4 protein-coding genes, 1 tRNA gene and 1 pseudogene are annotated in these 9,258 nt (G+C 66.5%); 2 read left to right on the top strand and 4 right to left on the bottom strand.

Annotation, left to right across the window (positions count from 1 at the left end; translation table 11 throughout):
- Positions 1-283 precede the first annotated feature (283 nt).
- On the bottom strand, positions 284-1,423 hold the full coding sequence (locus AB0B89_RS32435) for an ATP-binding protein (RefSeq protein ID WP_358560400.1): 1,140 nt from the start codon (positions 1,421-1,423) through the stop codon (positions 284-286).
- A 642-nt stretch (positions 1,424-2,065) separates the two neighbouring features.
- Here AB0B89_RS32435 and AB0B89_RS32430 point away from each other — a divergent pair.
- Together AB0B89_RS32430 and AB0B89_RS32425 are read left to right on the top strand one after the other, a co-directional pair.
- The gene (locus AB0B89_RS32430) at positions 2,066-2,653 is read left to right on the top strand and encodes a hypothetical protein (protein WP_358560398.1); all 588 of its coding nucleotides are present in this window, start codon (positions 2,066-2,068) and stop codon (positions 2,651-2,653) included.
- A gap of 707 nt (positions 2,654-3,360) precedes the next feature.
- Positions 3,361-3,498: transfer RNA gene (locus tag AB0B89_RS32425), tRNA-OTHER, on the top strand.
- 64 nt (positions 3,499-3,562) lie between these two features.
- Here AB0B89_RS32425 and AB0B89_RS32420 read toward each other — a convergent pair.
- The 3 genes and pseudogenes from AB0B89_RS32420 to AB0B89_RS32410 form a co-directional block, all read right to left on the bottom strand.
- Positions 3,563-3,880: pseudogene (locus tag AB0B89_RS32420) on the bottom strand (tyrosine-type recombinase/integrase); the annotation flags it as partial.
- 296 nt (positions 3,881-4,176) lie between these two features.
- Complete coding sequence (locus AB0B89_RS32415; RefSeq protein WP_358560396.1) at positions 4,177-6,372, bottom strand: hypothetical protein; 2,196 nt, start codon at positions 6,370-6,372, stop codon at positions 4,177-4,179.
- 32 nt (positions 6,373-6,404) lie between these two features.
- Positions 6,405-9,258: calcium-binding protein (locus tag AB0B89_RS32410; protein ID WP_358560394.1), on the bottom strand; the 2,854-nt coding region annotated here is incomplete at its 5' end.

Genomic DNA, 9,258 nt, shown 5'->3' with positions numbered 1-9,258 from the left:
GCCGCACGGCCCGCCGCCCGCCCGCCGTCCGGGCGTGCGGCGTGGGCGCCGGTCCCGAACGGCGGCGGGACTCAGGGCCGCCCGCCGTACACAGCACTCGCCGCACCAAACCTCACCCGCCGACCAGGGGCGCGCAGCCGCACATATGCAGGACTCACGATCGCCAGGCTGTGGCCGGCCACCGTACCGAGTGGGGGGCGATCGAAGGTCCGGGACTTCGTTCCTCAGCCCCGGCCCACCGAGCCGCAAAGTGGCCGAAACGTACGTCCGCTCGCTACCAGTACTACTGATCTGAGATTCTTCCATAGCGCAACAGAGCACGGCCCGCGAGAATCATCGCATGGAGCTCGCGACCTCCAATCCACATAGTATCGCTACCTCTGCGTCGAACAATATGAAAAGCGCGACCTTTAGTCTTGCCCTTAATGAGCCCTCCTTCCACGATGAAAGGCTTATCCTCCTCTTTTTGAGTGGGGATTAGGATGCAGAGCACCTCCCCTCCACTTATTTCCACCGACTCAATCCGAAGACGGTCAATAGGGGGATGGACGCGACCATTGACTACGTCCCGATACCGCTTGGCTCTACCCGGATCCGATGGCAGGGGGTGGATTTTCTTCAGATTTTCTACGTCTCCGACCTGCTTAGTCTCTATGCCGATCACTATCAGCCCGCCAACCTCAGCGTTAGCGAAGCTAGCCACGTCCTGAGCCAGTTCGATCTTCCACTGCGCTTCGGGCTTGTTTTGCAGGTCATAGGCCGAGCGTTTGACTTCAAGCGTTTGAGATTCGTCGCGCCCCAAAAGGTCGGCGACATTTCCTGAAGAGGCAAGCTGGAAAGCGACTTCGGGTACTGCAATCGCCTCGTCCGTGAAGAAGGCAGCGTAGCTCATTTCCCTACGCGCTCTATATATATCGACTATCGTGATAGCGGGAGACTCGACTAAAGCATGAATCTCCCAATGTCTTGAGCCGTCGCGAACTTCCTCATCCTTGGTGAAATCTTCGCTCATACTTTCGACCTCGACAAGACGGAGGCCGTAACGCATCAACACAGGAGTGACTATACTTCTTAGATTCCGGTGCATCATCCCCGGTAGCGTAGATAATATAAAGAGGGCTACGATTTTGGACTCCGAATAGAAATCCACGTAGACGCCCGTAGCCTCATCCCATGGCGCTTTTCCGCCATCATCGTTGAACCTAACCGAATCGATAGGGGTATCGGAAGTTTCCGTCCAATCATTTTGGGGGTGGGTGCGATAAAACTCTTGCGCTCTGGAAATCGTCTGAGATGCTAGGGTGCTTATTCTTGCAGGACAATACCCTATATCATCAAATTCTAGCTCTATATCGAGATGAGAGGTTCCGTTGATCGTGTATCCATCAACGACAAGTGTTTTAGATTTCGCCAGTCCGCCCATGAACCCCATCATGCCTTCGTAGCTTGATCTAATTCAAGGCTTTCTCCCATCCCATGGCCGCAAGGCGTCAGCAAAGGGCTTCGACCTCAGATGGCAGCGGGGCGGTGATTGGTAGCCGCCATGTCCAATCACCAGGAGGTAACCGAGTCGCTGCCTCCCTGTTGCGCAGGAGTGAGGACGGTCTCCAGTGCTATCCAGCCTCCCGGCGTCGTGCCCGATCGCCTATGGCCTGGCACACCAAGCCATACCCCTGCGGGGAGGGGCGGCGCAATGCCGGAGACTGTCATTGATGAGACTACCGCCGTGCCCGTGGCGTGCCCGATGGGACGGGAAACAAGGGGGAACAGCGGGGAGTCACGGGGAACGCGATCAGTGCGCTGAGCTACGTCTTCGCTGGTCCAGCAAGATTGGTAGGCATCTTTGCAAGCAGGGTGTCAGCGGTTCGAATCCGCTAGGCTCCACTCGTGCGCTGTGATGGACGATGACCAAAGTCTGGCCCAAGTATTAGGGGGTTGACATTGGCAGTCACATTCGTACGCAGAGTCGTTGGGCGGGATGTGTAGAAGTGGTGCAAATAGCGTGAAACTCCTGCTTGGTCTGTAGCGGCTCAGGGAGGACGGCCGGGACACTTTGCCCGTGCCGATGTCTCAACTGAAGTCCGCCCGCTGGTCCAAGTGGACCGTCCTCATGGCCACCTTCGGATGGATCTTCCTGATCGCCGCCAACTACCTGCAGATCCCGCTCTACAGGCAGATCTGGTTGTTCAGCTGGCTGGTCAACACGTTCGGCTGGGTATGGGCTTGCCTCTGGACCTTCACTGCAGTCATCTCGTACCTCTCGGTCCAGACGTACGCGCGAGCAGCGATCGCATTGATCATCGCCATAACGCTTGGGGCGGTTATCTGGAGAGTCGATTGGCGAACCACGTTCATCGACAGCACGCTGCGACTTCACCAGGGAAGCTTCGCCGAGCTCGCCGCTGCTTATCGGGAGGGGAGGCCTCTCGCCCCTCCCTGGTGGATGAAGTACCTATCGGTCGACGGAGAAGTCCAGGCGCAGAATCACGGGCTCTATCTGCCGATCTACGTGGATGAGTGGAGATCAGAGATCGGGTCGGGTCTCGCTTACTTTCCGAGCCGGCCCAGCAACGACTTCCTGATCCAGACTGCCGAAGGGGACGTGGGCCGACCGATCCGCGACCTGGGGAATGGCTGGTGGTGGGTGGAGTAAGCCTCGGAGCCGGCAGCAGAGCGCGGTGGCGTCGTCGAAGGTCTTGCCGCGTGGCGATCGCGTGCCTTGCGGGTCTGAGTGTTCGGCAGCGTGGGGCCTCGCCCTGGGGATCAGCACAAGGAAGACGGGGAGGACCAGGGGACTGCGGACTACTGCAACGCGTACTGCAACGGCCCCACACAGCCGCTCACGATCACCACCGCCCGACACCACTTCGGAGCAGGACACAAGCTTCTGATCACGTACCGGATGGTTCTGATAAGGAAGCGGTCAGTTCATCACGTCGTGCCCGTTGCGTGCCCGTCAGCAGAGGGATCAAGGGGGACTTACAGGGAGCCACGGGTACTCATCCCACTCCCCCGCAGGTCAGCGTTCTGCCTGGTCAGCGGCCATGGCGCGTAGAGACTTCCCAAGCTGACGGCGCGGGTTCGATCCCCATCACCCGCTCCACCTGGGCCCTGACCCTAGCCCACCCTTCTGGCGGGTGGGACGACGGCGACAGGATGATCAGGCAGGCGGGGGCCGTCGCCGCGTGAGCTGTCCTGGCTCTTCCAACGCGCTCCGATACATCAACCCAGGCGCACACCGGCTCACTCACCCACACGTCAGCGACCACTCCAAGCCAAGGTAAGACGATGACGCGGAGGTCGACGATCACGGTGCCTACTCCTGAAAACGGAAGGTCCCAACCGCGGGGGTTGCAGTTTGGGTTGCAGTTCAGGGTGGTCCAGAGATGTTCAGGGCAGACCGCGCGTACCCGCTGACCTGCATTGAACCGTCTGGAACCATGATCGTCCGAGCTTTTAATCCGTACGTTCAGGGTTCGAGTCCCTGGCGGCCCACCAGCGAAAACACCCTCGGATTGACCTTCGTCCGAGGGTGTTTGCTAACACTTCTGCTAACACTGGCCTACGGGGCCGGCTTCAGCGCTTGGGCGAAGACGTCAGCCGCCGACGCGTCAGCCGCCGACGCTTCAGCCGATCGGATCACGTGGGCGTAGACCCTGAGCGTGATCGCAGGGTCGGCATGACCGAGGCGCGCGGCCACCACATGCACCGGCACGCCGGCCAGGAGAAGCGTCGTCGCGTGGACGTGGCGGAGGTCGTGCAGCCGGGCGAACGGCAGCGCCTGTCCCTTAGACGCGGCGTTGTAGGCCTTCACAAGGTCCCTGATGAGCTGGGTGACGGTGTCGGGATAGATCGGCCGTCCGAGGCCCGTCGTGAAGACGTGAGGATCCTTGTCTTCGGCCCACTCATTTCACCTGGCTGAACGGCTCCTTTCGCCTTCACGGTCAAGCTCCCAGGCAGGAGACGCACGCTCAGGCTCTCAGCAGTAACCGCCAGGAACTCGAGAATCGGCGTCTCTGCCTGGTCGAGCGGTCGTGACCGGCGTTCTCACGCCGGTCACGACACGCCGTCTCCGCCGGCGGGCCGACCTCCCGGCGATCAGCCTCCGTGCTCGAAGGGAATCGCCGGGACTCGGTGGGGGAAATGCCGCGCTGGAGAATGCGCGGCACCGCCTGGTCAGGAACGGGCCAGGGTGAAGCGCCCGCTCCCACTCTTCTGGATCACTATCACGGCGTAGGTGCCGGTCACGCTCGGCGTCACGGTGAGGCGTTCGGCTATGCCCGGCCCCTTGCCGAAGGCGCCCTTCGCGTCGGATCTCGGCCTCGCCCACTTGGCGGAGTTGGGCGCCATCGTGAAGACGTCGAGGTCCTGGCCATCCAGCGGGGTGACGGTGAAACTCACCGGAGTGTTCGCGGTGAGGTCCGCCGTGCGGATCTCGACGACGTCGGCCGACTCCATGGACAGCTGGGTGGAGGTTCGCGGCGCGAGCGAGCCCTCCGACTCGGCGAACTCGACGAGGTAGGACTCCGTGGCGTCAGGCCCCAGGGCCCAGGCCACGTGGCTCCGTGGACCGGACGCGGCGTCGACGGCGATGAAGTCCGGCTGATCACTGCCGGGCAGTCTGCTCGAAACGTTCTCCGCGCTGGTCTCGGACTTGAACATGGTCACGTTGACGTCGTTGGCCGGATTCTCCACGGTAAGCGCGGCCACCACCGACCAGGTGGGCCGTGTGGTGGTGATGGAGTAGGAAGCGTTCGGACGGTTGAGCTCGACCCTGTCCAGCAGCGGTTCGTAGAACAGGCCATCGATGGTGTTCTGGTAGAGGGTGGCCAGCACGTTCGACTTCCCTCCCGGCGTGGGCACCACCGCCAACAGAGCGTTCTTGAACTCCACGACGGTGTTCGGCTTCGTCGCCGTGACAACGGAGACGATCTTTTCCGGGCCCTCCGAGGACAGGTCCCAGTAGATCTCGTTCCTCGGGTCATCGTCGGCGAGGTCTATCAACGCGCCGGCCACCCGGCCCTCGACTTCGGGTCCGTCGATCACCACCCACCCGGGACTGTTCCACGTGGGGCTTTCCAGGTCGACCGGCGGGTCCAACGGCCCCCAGCGGTAGTGGGTCTCCCCGTATGTCTGGAGCGCCACCCAGTCGGCCCACCCCTCCGTCCAGGCGCACCCCTGCGAGGTGATCTTCTCAAGCCAGTGGTTGGCACAGGAGGGATTCGCCGGGAACACGTCCGCGTAGACGTAGTCCATGATGAAGTGGCCGAGCTCGTGGGCCACGGTCATGTTCTCGAGCTGATGCTGCGCGCTCAGGTAGATGGTGTCGTTGTTGGTACTGTAATAGGCGCTAGGGATCATGTCGTAAGGGGCCCACATGATGGCCGCCGGGCGGCAGGGTGAAGCGCCGGCGACCCAGCAGCCTCCGGGGTTCCCTGCCCAGCCGGTGTACGCCTTCCAGGTGTCGTACGCGGCCGCGAAGATCCGGAACCAGCCCTCGGCCTTGCTTCCGGGCGTGGAAAGGTAGTCGATGACCGTGTCCCTGGTGCCCGCCTCGACATCGGGAGTGACCGGCGTCTGGAACGAGTGGGTGACCGTGGTCGTCGGATCCGCGACCGCCCAGTAGTCGTTGTAGGCGTGGCCGACCACGTAAATGCCCTGACCGACATCGCGTCCAGCGAAGCACAACTCGTAGTCGCCCTGGTCGTCCGTCAGGCCGCGGGCCAGGATTTTGTCCCCACCCACGTCGTCCTTGCCCACGGCGTTCATCCGGATCTTGGGCACACCCCGGATGGCGCCACCGACCGTCAGGTACGTGATCCTGCCCCGCACGCAGGTGTCCGGGTCCGCCGCGACCCCCACCGCACGCGGAGGGGCGGTGGACGCGGGTCGTGCCCCGCCGAAGAAGGACGTCTCCTTCCCGACGGTGAGGTAGGCCAGCGCCTCGCTACCCGGGCCGGGCCGCCCGTCGCTGACGTGGACGTTGACGGCGGCCGGGCCCGGCTCGGTGGCCAGCACCGTGCCGACGTACCTCGCCCGCTCGTTCTTCCGCATCGGGCCGGTACGGCTCGCGCGGTCCAGGCGAGTGCGCCCGATCGTCGCGGGGCCCCGGCTCATCCCATCAGGCGGGCTCACCCAACGCAGGTTTCCGGGCAGGTCCGTCACCACCCGCACGTCAGCCGCCTTCTCCTTGGCGGTGACCGTGACGGTCAGCGTGGCGGTCTGCCCCACGGCCGGGGCCCGGTCGAGGACCGCGGTGACGGCGAAGCAGTCACCGGGCACGCACCGCTCCGCGGCGGCGCGGCCGGACACGGTCTCCGCCTGGGCCGCCACCCCTCCGGTGGCAAGGCCGGTGGCCAACAACACCACCATCAATAAACGACGCAACATTGACGATTTCCCTTCTAGGGCGCGCAGGCCACGGGCGAGTCGAAGTGTCCGGGTGAGGTCGGGTACGGCGGGCCGCTGTCGTGTTCCGGGATCGCCAGCTCCCGCACGCCCGAGGCGTCGCCCAAGCTTCGGCCCGCGCCGGAGCCCCAGACCACCTTGGCCAGGAAGTCGAGCATCGCCGGGGAGTGCTCGCGGACGATGTTGTGCCCGCCGTTGGCCGGGCCGCAGTGGGTGAAAAGGTTGAAGTTCCCGTTCCAGTCGATCATCTTGTCGCCGGGGTTGGGCCCGTTGGCGGTGCGGTCGCCCTGCAGCACGTCCCGGCCCTCGCCGCCGTACTGCCAGTCGACGCCCTGGTGGTGCTGGTCGTCGGTGGTGGAGGCGTTGTCCTTGTCCGTCATCCGGTGCCACAGGCAGGGGTCCACGACGGTGGTGAGGGTGCCTTCCGGCATGCGGCCCGGGGCGCAGTCGCCCGGGTAGGAACCGCGCGGGTTGTAGTCGAGCAGGTCGGCCCCGGCGCCGCCGAAAACGTGGTCGACGAAGCGGTCATCGGTGCCCCGCGCCGCCGGGTCGAACACGCCGCCGGACCGGCAGTCGGCGGTCGCGGCGTCCAGGACGGGGTCGCAGCCCTTGCCTCCCCAGATCACGTCCGCGCCGTCGTCGCCGAAAACCTCGTCGCCGCCGCTGTCGCCGTTGATCAGGTCGTCACCGGCGCCGCCGTGCATGCTGTCGCGTCCCGGCCCGCCCCGCATGCGGTCGTCGCCGCCCTTCGCGAAGCCGTCGTGCGGCAGGGCCGCGCTCACCCAGGTGTCGCCGTCCGCGTCGTGCAGCAGGTCCGTACGGCGGTCATAGGCCCCGAGCAGGAAGCCGCGGTAGGTCTCCTTGGGCGGGGACTTGAGGGTGACGGTGAAGCCGAGGCGCTGGGCGTCCCCCGCGTCGATCCGCTCGTTCACCACGCCGCCGCGATCGCCCAGCATGGCGTCGTCGCCCTCGCCGCCGTACATCTCGTCGTCGCCGAGCTCACCGAACAGGTCGTCGTTGCCTGCTCCGCCGTACAGGCGGTCGTCGCCGTCCTGACCCCACAGCCCGTCGTCGCCGGCGTCGCCGTAGAGGCGGTCGGCGCCGAAGGCGCCTTCCGGCTCGCAGGTCGCCTGGGCCTGGGTGCAGAACCGGGTGGAGTCGCCGGGCAGCGCCGGGTCGTGCGTACGGCTGCGCGTGGCGTCGGCGGGCGGTTGCCCCGCGCCGTAGCGCTCGGTGTAGACCCGCTCGCCGTTTCCGACCAGGGTGCGGACGAGCGAGCCGTTGTCGCCGAGCAGCACATCGGCCCCTCCGCCGCCCTCGATCGCGTCGCCCTTGTCGTCCGCGCCCGGCTGGGACGAGCCGCCGATCAGATCGTCCTGGCCGGGCGTGGCGTCCTCGCCCTCCAGTTCCGCCTGCCCGCTGGCGACCCCCTTCCAGCCGGGGTCGCCGAGCGGCTCGCTGGTGGTCTGGGCGGACTTGGCCGACAGCGGGAGATCGCCGCGGATCTGGTCGGCGCCGCTGCCGCCCTCGGCGTAGTCATCCTGGGCGCCGCCGGAGATGTAGTCGTCGCCGCCCTGTCCCCACAGCACGTCCACTCCCGAGCCGCCGGAGATACGGTCGTCGCCCGAGCCGCCGCCCAGCAGCGTGACGGCCCGTGGAGTCATCGGCTTGCCGGCCGAGCCCAGGCGGATGGTCGCCCGGGCAGGGCCGCCCGACAGCCTCACCTGACCGTTGTCGCCCAGGACGACGTCGTCGCCGGGTCCGCCGAAGAGCGCGTCGGCGGCGTCGTCCGCCGCGACGTGCGATCCGCCGACCACGTCGTCGTCGCCCTGGTCGCCCTCGACCCAGTCGACGCCCGGGCCGCCTTCGGCGTAGTCGTCGCCCTCCTGGCCGCGCAGCCGGTCGGCACCGCCCTGCCCGAAGATCGCGTCGTTGCCCGCGCCGCCGTCGGCGACGTCCGCGCCGGAGCCGCCCGAGAGCAGCTCCACCCGGTGCGTGTGGAGCTGGCCGGGCCGTACGGCGACCGGGGTGGCCGTGCCGGACGTGCTCAGGACGGCGTTGTCACCGGCGATCACGTCCGGTCCGTCACCACCCAGCAGAGTGTCGCCCGCGTCGGGGTGCGGCCCGGATCCGCCGCCGACGAGTTCGTCCTCACCGGCCTCGCCCGACACCTGGTCGGCCCCGTTGCCGCCTTCCAGGTGGTCGTCGCCGGCGTCTCCGTGCACCTCGTCGTCCCCGATCCCGCCGAAGGCGGTGTCGGCGTCGTCCCCGCCGTGGATCACGTCCGGACCGCCGGCCTCCTCCGGCGTTCCGTCCAGGTCGAAGGAACCGGTGGCGTCGCCGTTGTCACCGACCAGGCGGTCGGCTCCGGCGTCGCCGTACAGGGTGTCGGCGCCGTCGGGCTTTCCGGCGGTACGGCTGCCGCCGACGACCAGGTCGTCGCCGGAGCCACCGAAGAGGGTGTCCTCGCCGGTTTCGCCCACGACCGAGTCGTCGCCCGCTCCGCCGTACAGGGTGTCGTCGCCTGTGCCACCGGTCACCTCGTCGGCTCCGTCGTCGCCGTAGGCGGTGTCGTCACCGGAGCCGCCGCTGACGAAGTCGTCGTCCGCTCCGCCGTACAGGGTGTCGTCGCCCCGTTCGCCGCAGACACGGTCCTGACCGCCGCCGGCCTCGACCCGGTCGTCTCCCCCACCGGCCGAGACGATGTCCTTGCCGGAGCCGCCGATCACCAGGTCGCGGCCGTCGCCGTCCGCGACGGCCTCCTCGCAGGGTTCTTCACGCCTCCGGTCGCCGAAGATGGTGGCGCCGCCGTCGCCGCCCACGAGGTGGTCGTCGCCGTCGCCGCCGACC

The organism is Sphaerisporangium sp. NPDC049002 (assembly GCF_040649355.1).
GTDB lineage: Bacteria > Actinomycetota > Actinomycetes > Streptosporangiales > Streptosporangiaceae > Sphaerisporangium.
This window is presented reverse-complemented; position numbering and strand designations above follow the sequence as displayed.

Excerpts from the sequence above, each read along its gene's own strand:
- AB0B89_RS32415 (WP_358560396.1), bottom strand. The coding sequence starts at position 6,372 with ATGGTGGTGTTGTTGGCCACCGGCCTTGCCACCGGAGGGGTGGCGGCC.
- AB0B89_RS32430 (WP_358560398.1), top strand. The coding sequence starts at position 2,066 with ATGTCTCAACTGAAGTCCGCCCGCTGGTCCAAGTGGACCGTCCTCATG.
- AB0B89_RS32435 (WP_358560400.1), bottom strand. The coding sequence starts at position 1,423 with ATGGGCGGACTGGCGAAATCTAAAACACTTGTCGTTGATGGATACACG.